This is a genomic window from Dyella jejuensis, assembly GCF_044904675.1.
GTDB lineage: Bacteria > Pseudomonadota > Gammaproteobacteria > Xanthomonadales > Rhodanobacteraceae > Dyella_B > Dyella_B jejuensis.
This window is the reverse complement of sequence record NZ_JADIKJ010000004.1, coordinates 83,389-98,876: the sequence shown is the minus strand read 5'-3', so window position 1 is coordinate 98,876 and position 15,488 is coordinate 83,389. Positions and strand designations below refer to the sequence as shown.

The following is a 15,488-nucleotide window of genomic DNA, read 5'->3' as shown; positions in this document are numbered from 1 at the left end:
GAAGTGGGAGATGCCGGTGCGAGTGGAACTTCGATATGGGCCATTCGGATGCTGCCATCGTTGGCGCATCTATCCGAGCAAGGGCCGCCCGGCAGATTCCACGGCCGGGGAGGCTTAGCACGCATGGCAGCCCTCGACATCCCTGACGCTCAACTCCCCGTCCACCATCCATCTTCGATGCCCAATACCCGCGCCTGGGTCGCCTTGGGCGTGCTGTGTTTCGTCTATGTGTTGAATTTTCTGGATCGGCAGTTGCTGGCGATTCTCGCCAAACCCATCCAGGACACCTTGCATTTGTCAGACAGCCAGTTGGGGCTGATCGGCGGCCTCTACTTCGCACTGTTCTATTGCTTCATCTCGATTCCGATCGGCTGGCTAGCGGATAAGACCCACCGGGTCGGCGTACTGTCGCTGGCGTGTGCCATCTGGAGTGCGGCAACGATGGCCTGCGGTATCGCGACGAGCTATGCGCAGTTCGCGGCGGCCCGCATGACGGTGGGCTTTGGGGAAGCAGGCGGTGTGCCACCGTCCTACGCGATTATCTCCGACTATTTTCCACCGAGCCGCCGTGGCACGGCGTTGGGTATGTACAACCTGGGGCCGCCGATCGGCGCAGCATTGGGCATCGCTTTTGGCGCTTCCATCGCTGCCGCTTTCAGTTGGCGCTATGCATTCCTCATTCTTGGCGGCGTCGGGCTGCTGACAGCCGCCGCTTTCACCTTTATCGTGCGCGAACCGCCGCGCGGTGGACTGGATCACGCCGTTGCGAAACCCGCGGGAAGCATCGTCGCCGCAACCGCAGGTTTCCTCGAAACATTGAAGATGTTTTTTTCGCGCCCCGTCCTGTTGCTTGCTTCGTTCGGCAGTGGCGCGACTCAGGTGATCACCTATGGAATGGGCAACTTCACCACCTTGTTCCTGATGCGCGAGAAAGGTATGACGCTGCATCAGGTCGCGCTGTATTACGCATTGGTCGTGGCGATCGGCATGGGCGGGGGCATTTTTCTGTCCGGACGGTTGGTAGATCGCTTTACCCGTCGTTCTAAAGCAGCCTATGGCTTGCTGCCTGCCGCATCGCTGGCCCTTGCCATGCCGCTTTACCTGGGCTTTGTGTGGGCGCCGGGATGGTCGCTGTCATTGTTGTTCCTGCTCGGACCGATGTCGCTCAACTATTTCTATCTGACGTCCTCGGTGACCTTGGTACAACAGGAAGTGCGGCCAGAGCAGCGCGTCATGTCGGGCGCACTGCTGTTGCTGATCATGAATTTCATCGGCCTCGGTCTGGGTCCGACCTACGTCGGCGCTGCCAGCGATTATTTTCGGGCCAATCATCCGACGCATTCGTTGCAAATGGCGCTTTATACCTTGGTGCCGTTCTACATCCTCGCCATCGTGCTTTTTTTGTGTCTGGCGCGGGTGCTGCGGCGAGAAGGCCTCACCAACAAGAATGGGGGAACCACACCGTGATATCGCTTCGCACGGGCGCCTTGGGCGTCCTGATCGTTGGTCTTGCCAGCCTGACCCCATCTTATTCGAGCGAAGGTGCCGCCATGCCGTCGACAACGCAGACAACCTCTGCTCCCGTGGTGAACACATCCGCCGGCCGACTGCAGGGCAGCGTCGAGGGCGCTTTGAATGTGTTCAAGGGCATCCCTTACGCGGCACCGCCGGTCGGTGCATTGCGCTGGAAGCCGCCCGCACCGGTGCAGGCCTGGTCGGGCGTCAGAAAAAGCACCGAGTTCGGGCCTGCGTGCCTGCAACCCAAGCCGAAGCTATCGAGCATCTACGAAGCCAAGCCTGTACCGATGAGCGAGGACTGCCTCACGCTCAATGTCTGGGCGCCGAAGAACGCGCATAACGCACCGGTGTTTTTCTGGATCTACGGTGGCGCGTTATGGGGCGGTGCGAGTCGCGACCCTCTTTACGATGGAAAGCGCCTGGCGGAACGCGGTATCGTCGTCGTATCGATCAATTATCGACTGGGGCCGCTCGGCTGGCTTGCGCTGCCGGCGCTCAGTGCCGAATCGCCGCTCGGCATATCGGGCAATTACGGGTTGATGGATCAGATCGCCGCGCTGCGCTGGGTCAAAACCAATATCAACGCCTTCGGTGGCGATCCGGCGAATGTCACCATCGCCGGCGAATCCGCAGGCGGTCTGAGCGTGATGTACCTGATGGCCTCGCAGGAGGCACGGGGGCTGTTCGCAAAGGCGATCGCGGAAAGCGCGTACATGATCTCCATGCCGGCATTGAAAGAGAGCGTGCATGGCGCGCCATCCGCCGAGCAAAGCGGCACGCAGCTCGCCGCCGCGTTGCATGCACCGAATCTCGCCGCGTTGCGGGCGATGGACGCAGGCGAACTGACACGTGCCGCGTCGGATGCCGGATTCGCCCCTTGGATAACGATCGATGGCCATTTGCTGACCAAGCAGCTGGTCGATACGTTCGAAAAGGGTGAACAAGCACCCGTGCCGCTGCTGGCGGGCTCCAACAGCGGTGAGATCCGCTCGCTGCGGGTGTTGGCGCCCCAGCCACCCGCCAGCGCGGCCATCTACGAAAGCATGATTCGCGAACGTTATGGCGATCTCGCGCATGATTTCCTGCATCTTTATCCCAGCAACCATCTGGAAGAGAGCATCATCGCCACCACCCGCGACGCCCTGTACAGCTGGACCGCACAGGAACTGATCCGCAAGCAGACGGCGATCGGCCAGCCGGCTTATCTGTACTTCTTCGACCACGGCTATCCGGCGGCCGATGCCGCCAAGCTGCATGGCTTCCATGCCAGCGAGTTGCCCTTCGTGTTCGGCACCTTCGATGGCACGCCACCCCTATGGCCGAAGGTTCCCGATACCGCGAACGAGCGTCGTCTCTCCGATGCGATGATCGGCTACTGGACCAGCTTTGCCCGCACCGGCAAACCGGTGGCCAAGGGTGAACCCGATTGGCCGGTGTTTGGCTCCAATGACGCCTACATGGCATTCATCCATGTGCCACAACCATCGCAGCATCTGATGCCCGGCATGTACAAACTGGTCAACGAGGTGGTCTGCCGGCGACGGGCCAGCGGCGATCAGCCATGGAATTGGAATGTGGGCATCTGGGCGCCGAAGCTTCCTGCAGCGACGCCGGAGTGCGCATCGCACTGAACGGCTGCAATCAGTGCAGAGACGTTCGAAAGCAAAGCTGGAGGATGAATGCAGCCTACCGTCGTCAGCATGCTGACGACGGTATCGCATGTGATCATGCAACTCGCAAACGCTCAGCGCTTTAGCGACAGAAAGCCCGCCGTCATGAAACGGCTGATGCGCTGCTTGACGGCCGGAAAATCATCCGAATGACAGACACCGCCCGAGAGACGATCGATACGTCCGGTGCGGGCGAGCGTGTTCATCAGCGCACCCGTCACGAAGTGATAGCCCCAGAAAATGTCCTCTTCGGAATAATCGGGCAATGCGCGTTTGAGGATGCCCACCAGCTTGAGCACGACCGGATCGAAATGCTCATCCATCAACGCCGCCCCTTCGGGCGTGTTGCTGACGCGCGCGCAGAAGGCAGCGTAGTTCATCCAGTTCTCGCCACCTTCGAAGTACAGGTCGAGATCGGTATCCAGGAACGCATGCAGCGCGCCTTCGACCGTGGGTGAATCTCCGGCCTCCGCCTCGTACTGCTCCAGCGCGGCCATGCGGCGGCCGCTGGTCACGCCGGCGCGCCGGGCAAACACGGCTTCGAACAGGCTCAGCTTGTCCTGGAAGTAGTAATGGACGAGCGTCGTATGGACACCCACATGCTTGGCCACGTCGCCGAGGGTGACGCCGTGGAGTCCATGTTTGGAAAAGAGCAGCTCGGCAACGTCGAGAATTTGCTCCATGCTCGCGGCGCGTTGCTCGGACTTTCTTTGACGTGGCCGCTTTTTCGTATCCGTTGGCATCGCGGCGTGATAACGGCTGTAAGGAGAAGTAGCATGAGTCTATGCACGGCGGTTCGGCCAGGTCAACAACGGCCTACCCATTACCGTCCGCAGCGGCGAATTTCGCGCGCAGTTGTTGCTTGTCGATTTTCCCGGTGGCCGCTAACGGCATGGCGCTGACCTGCTCGACCGCATCGGGAATCCACCAGTCGGCGACCTTGCCTTTCAGGTCAGCCAGCAAGTCGTTGGGATCGATGGTTTGCCCCGTGCGCGGTTCGACTACCAACACCGGGCGCTCACCCCATTTCACGTCGGGACGACCAATGACAGCGACGAGGCCGACGGCTGGATGCTGGCCGATGATGTCTTCTATTTCCGATGGGTTGATCCATTCACCGCCGGATTTGATCAGGTCTTTCGAACGTCCGTGGATAGTGAGATTGCCTTCCTCATCAAGGCTGGCCAGGTCACCAGTGGCGAAATAGCCTTCGTCATCCAGCACAGAGATATCCGTTTGGTAGTAACGGTCGATCACGCTCGCGCCCTTCACCTTCAAATGCCCGACTACCCCGCGTTGTTGTGACAGCGCCGTACCGTCCGCAGTGGTGAGCCTCAGATCGATACCGAGGACGGGACGGCCGGAGTGCTGAATATCCGACGACGGCACACCTGGCAACGCAATCGTTCCGGTAGGCGAAAGTTCCGTCATGCCCCAGCTTGTTTGCACCTGCACGCCCAGCCGATTTTCCATCCGCCGGATCAACGTATCGGGGCATTTCGAACCGCCGATAAGTATGCGTTTCAAATGCGGCAGTTCGCCACCGACGGCATCGAGATGGTCGATCACACCCAGCCACAACGTGTGCACACCCGCGGCAACGGTGACCTCTTCTTCGCGCATCAGCATAGCCATGCTGGCACCGTCGGCATGACGGCCGGGCAACACTAGCTTGGCGCCCACGGCGGGCGCGGCGAACGGCAAGCCCCAACCATTGGCGTGGAACATGGGCACTGCGGCCAACACTACATCCTGGCCGGTCAGCGCGATGGCATCCGCCTGGAGTATGCGCAAGGTGTGCAGATAGTTTGAGCGGTGCGTATAGAGCACGCCTTTGGGTGCGCCGGTTGTTCCCGAGGTGTAGCAGAGTCCGGCTGGCATGTTTTCATCGAAGTCGCCCCATCTGATTTCGGCACCATAGTGGTTGAGCAACACGTCATGCAACCACCAGGTGGCCGCATATTTCGCGACGGAAAAATCACCAGATAGATCGCCATCCATCAGGATCACATGTTCGACCGACGGACAAAGCGGCAACAGCGACGTCAGCAGCGGCAGCAGATTCGATGCAACGGCCAGCGCGCGGTCCTTGGCTTCATTGATGATCGCGGCTAGATGCTCGGCGGTATAGCGCGGATTGAGCGTGTGGCAGATAAGCCCCGCACCCATCGTGGCGTAATACGTCTCAAGATGATGCTGGGTATTCCAGCCCAGCGTGCCCACGCGATCGCCATGCATGAGGCCAAGCTTTTGCATCGCACCCGACAAACGATTGCTGCGCTCTCTTAGCGCGGCATAGCCGATGCGTCCCTTGGCGCCTCCCGCTTGTGCCCAGACGACTTCACGTCGCCCCCACCACTTGGCGGCATGGTCGAGAAATTTGTCGATGGTCAGGGTATAGGACTGCATGAGCGGTTATAGGTACCTGCATGCGGTGCCCTCGGTATCGTCACGCAACGACAAGAGGGCACCGCGTCAATCAGAAATATTTCGTGACACGTACACCGAACTGACGTGGCGCACCGGCAAAGCGCAGGTTCGAGTTGATGGCTGCGATGTAGCGCTGGTTGGTCAGGTTCGAGCCATACAGCGTCGTCAGGAAGTCACCGTGACTCCAGTCGATCTGCGCACCCAGAAGGTTGCGGCTTTGCAGACGATCGCCGAGCAACTCGTTCTCGAACAACGTGGCCCACTGTGGCGAGATGTGCGCATAGCTGAGGCGTGGCGTGATGCTGTCGTTGCCAATATTGAAGACACGCTCGAGGCTGATGTTGTAGGTCAGGTTCGGGGCATAGGTCTGCTCATGTCCCGCGAGATTGAAGCAACTGGCGCTGGCTGGCCCCGTCATCGGGTTGCACGACGCTTCGGCGATAATTCGCGGATCGGTGGCGTAGAACAAGCCCAGCTCGCTATGCATCCAACCGAGATTTCCATTCAACGACCAGTTGCCGAACACCAACTGCGCCGAGGATTCGAATCCGTAGATCTTGGTGAGGTTGGGTGTATTCATTTCGATGCCGAACGTGGGATTGTCCGGATAGCCGATGGTCACCTGAAAGTTTTCGTAGTTGTTGTGATACGCATCGACCTGCGTACGCAGATGGCCGCCCAACCATTGCGCCTTCCAGCCGATTTCCTGGTTGATCACCTTCTCCGCCTTAAACGGCGCCGGGATGCCCAGGCCGACCGGAACATTCAGGCCGCCCGGACGAAAACCGGTGGCGACGAAGGCGTAGAGGAAGTTGCGATCGTTCAAGGTGTAGTCGAGCGACACCTTGCCGGAGAAGTTCGTATAACTGGCAGACTGCTGATCTAGCAATGGCAGGCCATACTGCACAACTGAAACGTCATTCGAGGTGGTGCTCTTGGAAAAACGTCCGCCGATATCGAGCTTGAGCGGATCGGCAAGCTGGAAGGTCACCTGGCCGAACGCCGCCTCATTGGTTTTCGGATTGGTTCCTTGCAGCGTGTATTCGGTGGCCGGATTGCCTGCCGGCAAGCCGATCAAATATTGACCGGGCAGGAAATCGTAAGTGTCCCGCTGCCAGTAAGCGCCGAGGATCCAGGTGAACCAGCCGCTATCCGGCGAAATCAGATTGATCTCTTGCGAGTAAATCGTCTCATTGACCGAGTCGCGGAATGTCTCGTCGCCCAGGTCCGTACCATCCAGATCGGTGCGATAGCTGGTATTGCCGTGCTGGTAACCGGAGATTGCGCGCAGGTCGACACCGTTGGCGAACTTGTAATCGATCTTCAGCACCGAGCGCATGAAGCGATCCAGCGCCATCAGATCCGCGTTCGCGGTGATATCGAACGGATTATTGGGCGAATTTACCGGATCGGCCGGATAGGCGCCCATATCGAGATGGTCGTAGTCGGTCTTGAACAACACCGACAAGTTTTCGATGGGTTGCCAAAGCAGGCCGAGGCGGATACTGCGGTCGCGCTGCCGAGCATTGGAGCCGGTGTACGGACCCTTGATGTTCCAGAAGCTGTCGCGATTATCGCTGTCGACGGCAATGCGCGCGGCCAGGGTGTTGCTGATCGGCAGATTGATCGCCGCTTGCAGACCCACGTCGCCGTAGTTACCGACCTGCGCCTGCGCGTAGCCGTGATAGCCACCGTTGATAACCGGGTCATTCGAGTTGACCAGTACAGCGCCACCGATGGCGTTCTGACCACCGAACGTGCCTTGCGGACCACGCAGGATCTGCACCGACGCAATGTCGTAATAAGGCTCCTCGGTGAAGTAGCCGGGGAAGGTCGCCACACCATCGCGGTAGGTAATGACACCCGTGGTTGTTTGTGTGTTGTTCTCGGCCTTGCCGATACCGCGGATATCGAAATCGATACCCTGGCCGAAGTTGTTCACGGTGGCCGACGGACTCGCAAACTGCAGTTGATCGACCACATTGACGCCCATCTTGGACAGGTCGTCGCCCGACAACACCGTTGCCGCGACCGGCGAGGTCTGCAAGGGCTTGTCCCGTCGCTCCGCCGTGACGGTGACCGCCTTCAAATTGGTCACGCCCTTGGAGGGCTTGGATTTTTGCGTCGTCTGATCGGTGGCGGATGGCGCTGCAGCGGGCTGCGTCTGCGCCTGTGCCAGCGCGCAGTACGGCAGGGCCAATAGCAGCCCCAGGTAGCGCGCGCGGTTATCCCAAACATGCTTTTTCATCATCCTTCTCCCCAAGGAATCAATCTGGATGGGGCGTCGTTATGGTTCGACGTGTTCCCCCCGACCGGCATTTGGCACGGTTTTTTACGTAGTGTCAATATTAATTATTGTCTTAGTGAATATCTTTACCATTGATTTTCCGGATGCTAGCCTTCGCTCGCCGCACCTGGCGGCATCAATCAGGAGGCGATGGTGATCGATTTGAAAGGTCGCGTAGCGATCGTGACCGGCGCAGGTGCCGGCTTGGGCCGCTGTCATGCGCTGTTGCTCGCCCAACACGGGGCACAGGTAGTGGTCAACGATTTGGGTGATGGCGCCGAATCCGTGGCCAACGAGATCAACGACGCCGGCGGCACGGCGCGCGCGGCCCGTGGCTCGGTCTCCGATTTGGCGTTCGTGCAGCAGATGGTCGAGTCGACGCTGACTAACTGGGGCCGGATCGACATCCTGGTCAATAACGCCGGCATCCTGCGCGACAAGTCATTCGCCAAGATGAGCCTCGACGACTTTCGTCTGGTGATCGAAGTCCATCTGATGGGCGCGGCCAACTGCACCAAGGCTGTCTGGGAAACGATGCGCGCGCAAGGTTACGGCCGCATCGTCATGACCACTTCATCCTCCGGCCTCTACGGCAATTTCGGCCAGGCGAACTACGCTGCCGCGAAGATGGGACTGGTAGGCTTGATGCAGACGCTGGCGCTCGAAGGCGTAAAGTACGACATCCGCGTCAACTGCATCGCGCCCACTGCCGCCACGCAAATGATGGAAGACATCCTTCCACAGGCACAGCTGGCGATGCTGCGGCCTGAGCTGGTCAGCCCGGCGGTGCTGGCGCTGGTTTCAGAACACGCACCGACGCGCGCGATCGTCTGTGCCGGCGGCGGCGGTTTTGAGCTGGCGAACATTACCTTGACGCAAGGCGTCTACCTTCCCCAGCAACCCGCTTCGGCCGACGACCTGCTTGCCCAATGGGCGAAGGTTACGGATCGACAAGGCGAGTTCGTGCCGGCCCAGGGCTTCGACCAAAGCCGTCACGAATTGAAGAAGGCCGGTTTCTTCATGACCGAAACGACAGCAACCTGACCGTTCCCTGTCGGCACCTCGTCCTGTCTCATCCATCGACCCATGCCTCACCAAGCCTCAGCCGGATTCCGGACGATGGCCATGCCGCGAAGACGAACCCGACGCGGTGCTCATCGCCCGTCAACGCGGACGCGAAATGGCCGCCGAACTGACCTGGAGTTATTCGCGATCAGCGAGGAATCCGGCATCCATACGGTCATCACCATCGACAGTGCCCGGTTCTTTCCGCCGGTGCGGGCATGGATGGTCTCGATGCCGGCGCCGGTCCGCGCGTGCTATTGCTTCGAACACGAATTGCCCAAGGCCAGCCTATGGCTCGATCAAGTAGGCGCACACAACAACCTCCTGGCATTGACGCCGCCCGATGACTCCCACCCTTGAGGACCAATGACATGACCGACGTATTCATCGTCTCCGGTGTACGCACTGCCATCGGCGCATTTGGTGGCTCACTCAAGGACACACCACCTTCGGAGCTCGGCGTCGCGACCGCCAGGGAGGCGATCGCACGCACAGGCATCCCCATGGACGAGATCGGGCACTCGGTCTTCGGGCAGGTCATTCCAAGCGAGCCCCGCGACGCTTACCTCGCCCGCGTCATCGGCATCAAATCCGGCCTTCCGGTCCAGACACCCGCACTGACCGTCAACCGGCTGTGCGGCTCCGGCCTTCAGGCCATCATCTCGGCGGCGCAGTCGCTGATGCTCGGTGATTGCACGGCGGCGCTGGCTGGCGGCGCGGAATCGATGAGCCGGGCGCCGTTCCACGTACCCACCCATCGCTGGGGCCGTAAGCTCGGCGATGCGATGTTAGTGGACGCGCTCAACGGCGCCCTCACCGACCCCTTCAATCAGATACTGATGGGCGTCACGGCGGAAAACATCGCCGAACGCTATGGGGTCGACCGCATCCAGCAGGATGAGGCCGCCATCGAAAGCCACCGTCGCGCCACCGCCGCCATCGTCGATGGCCGTTTCGATGGCCAGATCGTTCCGGTGAAGGTGGGCAGGCGCGGCAAGGAGATATTTTTCAAGACCGACGAACACGTCCGCACCGACCTCTTGCCGAACGATTTGGCCTCGCTGCGACCAGCATTCAAGCCCGACGGAACGGTCACCGCCGGTAACGCATCGGGCATTAACGATGGTGCCGCCTCGGTCGTGCTGGCTACCGGCGAAATTGTCAGGCGGCACGACTTGCGACCACTCGCCCGGCTGGTCGCCTATGCGCACGCCGGCGTGGAGCCGCTGTACATGGGCATGGGGCCGGTGCCGGCCACGCGCATGGCGCTGGCGCGTGCGGGCCTGTCGATCGACGATCTTGACGTGATCGAGTCTAACGAGGCCTTCGCCGCCCAGGCATGTGCCGTTTCCAGAGAACTGGGCCTGGACCTTGCCAAGGTCAACCCCAACGGGAGCGGCATTGCGCTGGGTCATCCGGTCGGAGCGACCGGTGCGATCATCACCGTCAAGCTGGTGCATGAGTTACAACGCACCGGTGGCCGCTACGGACTCGCGACTATGTGCATCGGCGGCGGTCAGGGGATCGCCGCTATCTTCGAACGAACGTGATCCGGCGCCTTATCAAAGTCGTCGCGGCCATCGTCAGTCACTAATGACATCGTCGAACACCCATCTGCGAGACATTCGTGTGCGCGGAGGGCTCGAGTCGAACACCCGAGGCAGACCGATAGCCAGGATCTATGCCAACCACCATGATGGCGACGCGGAAATCCAATCATCGGTATCGCAGGTGGAGGACAACCATGAGCCCAAGGCGGACCTCTTTTCTTTTCCGGCAAAGCGATACTTCCAACGCCAAAGTTCACTCCCCCGTTGGCAAGATTTCGAAGTACAAACCGCCACCATCAAACAACTCAAAGGCCGGCTGGTGCGCTTTGCGTATAGCGACATCACTCAAGGATTTTGGGGCGTCTCTCAGAAGAGAGGCTCAGGATGCCCCCACATGCGCCCCAGATTGCCTGGATTTCAATGGATCCCCCGGACAGGGACGGATAAAAAGCAATAAAAAACCCCGATTTTTTCGAGGTTTCTGGACTTACCTTGCATCGATGACCATCAATTGGCGCGCCCGGAGGGATTCGAACCCCCGACCAATGGCTTCGGAAGCCACTACTCTATCCGGCTGAGCTACGGGCGCCTGGTATGCGCACTGGCTGAAGGCGATCCGAGGATGCGCGCCAGGGCGAGGGGCGAGTATAGCGGAGATGAGAGCACACGCCCACGGCTGGTCGCGAGCGCGCCCTCGCGGCATCCCGCTCCCCGGCAGGGAGCGGGATGCGGTTTGTCAGCGAGCCTTGATCAGTTGGGTCAAGGTGTCCGGCTTGCTGGTATCGCGCTCCAGGTGCGGATACTTCAGGCCGCCGTGATAGTCGATGCGCACGGTCTTGTACTCGTCGAAATTCTTCACCAGCAGCTCGATCGGCTGGCTGCTGTCCTTGGCAGCCGTGACCGCGCTCTTCAGGGCGTCCGGATCGTAGCTGCGGCCATCGACGGCCACGATCGTCATGCCCGGCGAGATACCGGCATTGAACGCGGGACCATCCCACAGCACATCGGAGATGGCGCCTTCCTTGCCTACCGACACGCCCAATGAATAGGTGAGATCGGCGGTATGGCGGAAGGCTTCGGCGGCCTTGATCGCGTCGGACGGCTTGTCGTTGTAGACCAGTTTCCAGCCGTGCGCTTCCAAACCTCCGGTCAATCCGCCATGGCCGTCAAGGCGCTTGCGCAGGTAGCTCGCCCAGTCATACGGGGCGATGTCGTTGAGCGTCTTGACCACGTCTTCGAACGTGTAGGTATCGACATCCCATGCGCCGGGGTTCACGCCGAAGAAGGCCTTGCCGAAATCGTCGATACTCTTCTTGTTGCCGGTGAGTTCGCGCAGCTTGCCATCCACGTCCAGCCAGATCATTTCACCGGCGGAGTAGTAATCCTCGCTCGCCTGGTAATTGCGATAAGGCAGCGGGCGCCGCTGGGCGATGGTGGGATCGTTGGTGGTGTCCTGCACGTTGCGCCAGCTGGCCAGGCCAGGCCGGCCCTTGTCGTAGCTGGCGGCGACCGCGGCGATCATTTCGTGGTACTGGTCGCCGTTCCACAGGCCCGAACGCGCAGCCATCACCTGACCCCAGAACTGCGTCTGGCCTTCGTACACCCACAGCAGCGAGTCGCCCATCGGCACGTTGAAGCTCGGGGTGGCGAGGTCTGCGCCGCGCCGATACTTGCCGTCCCAGGAATGATTGAATTCATGCGACAGCAGGTCGCGCATGATCCAGCTCTTGTCCCATTCGGTGAAATAGCCGGTCGGTGTGCCGTCTTCGCTGGAACGGTGATGTTCCAGGCCGTTGCCGCTCATCTTGTCGCTGAGCGAGAACAGGAAGTCGTAGTGGTTGTAATGGTGCGCGCCGTAGAGCTTGTACATCTGCTGGATCAGTGCGCGATGAATCTTCAGCTGCTCCGGGGTGATCTCCAGGAACTTCGGATCGTCCGCGACGATGTCCATGTGCACGGGCGTGCTCGCGCCCGGATCGAGATCGACGCGCTTGAAATACTTGCCGGCGTAGATCGGCGAATCGACCAGGTCGTCATAGTTGATCGGCTTGAAGTGCACGGTGTCGCCATCCTGCGAGGCTACGTCCAGTGCCGAGCCGAATTGCCAACCGGCCGGCAGCTTCACGCTGGGGTCGGCCTGGATCTGGCGCGCGTAGTAGCCGGCCGGGTACAGCGATACCGTATTCCATTGCAGATTGAGCATTTCCGGCGTCATCACCACGCGACCCTGGCGGGTGTCCTGCGGCGACAGGTACTGGAACTCGACCTCTACCGCGTTGGCGCCCTGCGGCACATCCACGTGGAATGCATAGACGTTGTATTCGTCGCGCTTCCACGGCAGCGTCTGGCCATTGGCCTTCACCACCAGGCCGGCGAACTTGTCGATCGGGCCGGTCGGCGAATGATTGCCGGGAATCCATTGCGGATACAGCAAGGTAAGCGGACCTGGCGCCGCCGGCACCACTTCGTGCACGCGGAACACGCGATGGGCGAGATCGGTGGCATCGACATCGATCTTCAGCGTCCCTGCGCTGTAGGGAACGTTCTGCGGGGCAGGCACGTCATCGGCATAAACGGCAAAAGCGGTGCATCCCAGCACGGTGGCAAGGATGGCAGCAGCAAGCGGGTGGCGTTTCAAGGGGTATCTCCTGGTGCGGCAAGCGGCCGTGCTCAACGTGTAAACGCGGCGTGAGCCTTCGATGCTAGCCACCTGCATGCACCGAGCTCCCCTGCCAGAGGTCACAGGCTGAACGGATTCCATCGGTGCTCTTGTGCTGGCGCGCCGTGGCCCCATCTAACGAATTCCTCACTTTTCCCGGCAGATCGCGCGCCTGCTGCTGTTTGTTAAAGCTGAACAGTAGCTTCCATGCGGAAGGTTGCGGAAAGTTTGGAGTAAGACAGATGTTACAATGTCGTTACATCGCGTAACCCCGCGCGATCCGCGCAGTGACCTCCCCATCACTGTGTCGGCCAATAAGAAAGACACGGAGTTTCCCCATGAATAAGCTAGCCCTCTCGGCCGCCGTGGCCGCCCTTGCCCTGTCACCCGTGCTGAGCCAGGCCGCCCATGCGGACGACACCAGCACCGCCACCTACGGCGCCAACGTCAACCCCAACTGGCAGGACAATTTCTTCGTTGCCGGCAACCTGGGCCAGACCCAGGCTCGCACCAGCGACCTGTCGCACAACAACAGCGTGTTCCAGAACGTCCGCTTCGGCTGGCGCTGGAATGGCATCATCGGACCGGAACTCGGCTACGTATACCTCGGCCGGCCCAAGGCCGACGTCGGTAACGGTTTTGGTTCGTTCTCGGCCAAGCCGCAGGCCGCCACGATTGGCCTGAACGCCAAGTACAACTTCTACCAGGGCTGGTTCGTGACCGCCCACGCCGGTTACCTGCGTTCGCGCACCGAGCTGGCCTATACCGCCGGTGATGGCGAGAACCGCTACAAGACCTGGAACAATGGCCTCTACGCCGGTGTGGGCGTTGGCTACGACGTTACCAAGAACGTCAGCGTGGGCCTGAACTACGATGACTACCGCCTGCAGGCCGGCAACGGCACCAGCACAGACTACGTGGGCGTGGGCCACACCCGCACCAATATCGCCGCGTACTCCGCCTCGGTGGAATACCGCTTCTAAGCAAGCGCGATATACATGTCTGTCGAGAAGAATCCCCCGGAGTCATCCGGGGGATTTTTTTATGCCCAACCGGTAAACGGGGCATCCGTCCGCCTCAAACCTAAAGTCCTTCCGATTCCGGCCGATAGGTACCGCAAGCCGCTCTTTCGTGGCGCTCCCGGCCTAAGGACCTGATATATGAAAACTCTGCTTGCCGCGACCGTGCTGATGGTCGCCCCCATCGCCGCTCATGCGGCCTGCGCAGCCACCGATTTCGCGATCCAGGACGTCAAGGTCAGCGCCGTCGGCTCTGGCATCGCGACGCGCCTGAGCGTGAAAGGCAAATTGGTCAACAACTGTACGTCGGCAGCTGCCGCCCAGGTGCGCCTGGATGCAAAGGACGGCTCCGGCAACGTGCTGGTATCCAAGCAAGGCTGGCCCGCTGGCACCACCAATATCAGCCCTGGCCAATCGGTCGATTTCGATATGGGCCGCCTGCTGCATTACCAGTCGGACATGCAGAACTATTCCCTTACCGTGGTCGGCGTCCGCGCCTGGTAATCCGGCTTTTCCAAATGCGTGTGTGAACCTGCCGGCGGCATGCCCATGTCCGCCGGCCTTTTTTTGGGCAGTCCGGCCAGTTCGCCGATGTCATGGCCTTTGCACTTCGGCACCAATCATCCCTTATGAGGCGATCGTTGCGCTTCGTGCGCGAATCGTCCATGCACCACACGGTCGTGTCGCGCGCATCCTTGATATAGATGTCGCCGTTCATCCGCGCTGGCGCGGACGCCTCATCAGCCGCCAAGCGCGCCAGTCCAAAGCTGCTTTCGCCTCAAGTTAGGGACGCACGCCTGCGCGGCAATCGCGCGTCCGTGCGCGGCACGAAGGCGACTCAACGCCAACCCACGGCAAAGGTAGATACGCACGAAAACGCCGACACGATTGCTCAAAAGCACGTGCCGCGTGAGATTCGCATGAGGCCAATGATTCGCCCTGCCGCTCCCTACAGGAAGACAGGCGCAGGCAAGCTTCAGTGCAGGGTAAAGAGCTTGTCGAAACCGGCCACGCGCAAGGTGCCACGCAATGCGCTGTGCGCATTGACGATGCGGATTTCCGCGCGATCGCCGCCGGCATGTTCTCGCAGCAGCAACAGCATGCCCAGCGCGGAGCTGTCCATGCTTTCCACTTCGCCCAGGTCGATCACGTAGCTGCGCGAAGGCTTGCGCTCGCCCAGGCATGCCTCGTGAAACTGGCGATGCACGCTGAAATCAAAATGTTGGCCGAGCTGCAGGGTCAGGCAATCCTGCTCGATATCGTGCTGGACGTTGAGATTCATGACAGCGT

11 protein-coding genes and 1 tRNA gene are annotated in these 15,488 nt (G+C 60.6%); 6 read left to right on the top strand and 6 right to left on the bottom strand.

Going from position 1 to position 15,488, the window contains the following annotated elements:
* Positions 1-48: 48 nt before the first annotated feature.
* On the top strand, positions 49-1,467 hold the full coding sequence (locus tag ISP15_RS05400) for a spinster family MFS transporter (RefSeq protein ID WP_404545886.1): 1,419 nt from the start codon (positions 49-51) through the stop codon (positions 1,465-1,467).
* A gap of 83 nt (positions 1,468-1,550) precedes the next feature.
* Positions 1,551-3,149, top strand: a complete 1,599-nt coding sequence (locus ISP15_RS05395) for a carboxylesterase/lipase family protein (protein WP_404545885.1) — start codon at positions 1,551-1,553, stop codon at positions 3,147-3,149.
* Between the two features lie 113 nt (positions 3,150-3,262).
* Here the strand turns inward: ISP15_RS05395 and ISP15_RS05390 are convergent, their stop codons facing one another.
* The 3 genes from ISP15_RS05390 to ISP15_RS05380 all read right to left on the bottom strand — a co-directional run bounded on the left by ISP15_RS05390 (position 3,263) and on the right by ISP15_RS05380 (position 7,866).
* Positions 3,263-3,871 (bottom strand): TetR/AcrR family transcriptional regulator, encoded by a 609-nt coding sequence (locus ISP15_RS05390; RefSeq protein ID WP_404545883.1) that lies wholly within the window; start codon positions 3,869-3,871, stop codon positions 3,263-3,265.
* A gap of 133 nt (positions 3,872-4,004) precedes the next feature.
* Complete coding sequence (locus tag ISP15_RS05385) at positions 4,005-5,597, bottom strand: AMP-binding protein (RefSeq protein WP_404545881.1); 1,593 nt, start codon at positions 5,595-5,597, stop codon at positions 4,005-4,007.
* A gap of 70 nt (positions 5,598-5,667) precedes the next feature.
* A complete protein-coding gene (locus ISP15_RS05380) occupies positions 5,668-7,866 on the bottom strand; it encodes a TonB-dependent receptor (protein ID WP_404545879.1) in 2,199 nt (732 codons plus the stop codon).
* Between the two features lie 192 nt (positions 7,867-8,058).
* Between ISP15_RS05380 and ISP15_RS05375 the strand changes: the two genes are divergently transcribed.
* Both ISP15_RS05375 and ISP15_RS05370 read left to right on the top strand, forming a co-directional pair.
* The gene (locus ISP15_RS05375) at positions 8,059-8,949 is read left to right on the top strand and encodes an SDR family NAD(P)-dependent oxidoreductase (RefSeq protein ID WP_404545877.1); all 891 of its coding nucleotides are present in this window, start codon (positions 8,059-8,061) and stop codon (positions 8,947-8,949) included.
* Positions 8,950-9,341: 392 nt separating this feature from the next.
* The gene (locus ISP15_RS05370; RefSeq protein ID WP_404545875.1) at positions 9,342-10,520 is read left to right on the top strand and encodes an acetyl-CoA C-acyltransferase family protein; all 1,179 of its coding nucleotides are present in this window, start codon (positions 9,342-9,344) and stop codon (positions 10,518-10,520) included.
* Positions 10,521-11,032: 512 nt separating this feature from the next.
* On the opposite strand, the gene ISP15_RS05365 is transcribed toward ISP15_RS05370, so the two are convergent.
* A tRNA-Arg gene (locus ISP15_RS05365) sits at positions 11,033-11,109 on the bottom strand.
* A 147-nt stretch (positions 11,110-11,256) separates the two neighbouring features.
* On the bottom strand, positions 11,257-13,158 hold the full coding sequence (locus ISP15_RS05360) for a M61 family metallopeptidase (RefSeq protein WP_404545874.1): 1,902 nt from the start codon (positions 13,156-13,158) through the stop codon (positions 11,257-11,259).
* 359 nt (positions 13,159-13,517) lie between these two features.
* Here ISP15_RS05360 and ISP15_RS05355 point away from each other — a divergent pair, with 359 nt between their 5' ends.
* Together ISP15_RS05355 and ISP15_RS05350 are read left to right on the top strand one after the other, a co-directional pair.
* A complete protein-coding gene (locus ISP15_RS05355; protein WP_404545872.1) occupies positions 13,518-14,162 on the top strand; it encodes an outer membrane protein in 645 nt (214 codons plus the stop codon).
* 177 nt (positions 14,163-14,339) lie between these two features.
* On the top strand, positions 14,340-14,702 hold the full coding sequence (locus ISP15_RS05350; protein WP_404545870.1) for a hypothetical protein: 363 nt from the start codon (positions 14,340-14,342) through the stop codon (positions 14,700-14,702).
* Positions 14,703-15,174: 472 nt separating this feature from the next.
* On the opposite strand, the gene ISP15_RS05345 is transcribed toward ISP15_RS05350, so the two are convergent.
* Positions 15,175-15,480: an STAS domain-containing protein gene (locus tag ISP15_RS05345; RefSeq protein ID WP_404545868.1), complete on the bottom strand. Its 306-nt coding sequence runs from the start codon at positions 15,478-15,480 to the stop codon at positions 15,175-15,177.
* Positions 15,481-15,488: the final 8 nt, after the last annotated feature.